Annotated in this window: 1 protein-coding gene; it reads right to left on the reverse strand. The window is 56.4% G+C overall.

Annotated elements, in window-relative coordinates; genetic code table 11:
* Positions 1–112 (reverse strand): leucine zipper domain-containing protein (locus KDH83_RS31180; protein ID WP_249205473.1); only part of this gene is annotated, 112 nt, incomplete at its 3' end.
* Positions 113–613: the final 501 nt, after the last annotated feature.

Below are 613 nucleotides of genomic sequence, written 5' to 3' on the forward strand. Positions count from 1 at the left end.
TGCCGCTCACGCCCAACGAGTGCGCCGCCGACTTCAGCCCCTGTTGCGCAATCCGTTGCACGAGCAAATAGCGCCCGTGCGCAGTAAGTCTGGCATTCTTATGGCTGTTCATCCGGTTGAGTTTCCTGTGTCACTGAAGCGTAGAGAACTCCAGTTTCCCAGACTCTTCCGGGTGAACAACCTATTGGAACATCACAGCTAGCACTGGGTTGGCTGTGATTATTCCGCAGGTCATAGCGTACTCGAACGACTGCTTGAGGACGCCGCGTACGGCTCCGGCTGCGGCATCTCGCCCATGGTCCTTCTTCTCCCATATGATGGCGCGCAGTCTTCAACTGTGACTGCGCTCACGGCCTTGTTGCCGATGGCGGGCAGAATAGACTTATCCACATACCTCTTCGGTAGCGTGATGTCTTTGCGGTCTCTGGATACGATGTCCCGCATGTATCTGTCGCTGAAGTCTCGTACGGTCGTCGACTCCGTACAGTCGCTGCCCTGCTCTTCTTCTTTTCTTCGGCTGGGGACTTCCCAAGGCTGACCTGCATTGCAGCGAAGTCCCTTTGCGTGCGCGTCAACTTGAGCGACATATCTGGATAGCGGCCGAGGTTGACCT

It is taken from the genome of Achromobacter sp. Marseille-Q0513, assembly GCF_018195695.1.
In the GTDB taxonomy this organism is placed as follows: Bacteria; Pseudomonadota; Gammaproteobacteria; order Burkholderiales; family Burkholderiaceae_B; genus Achromobacter.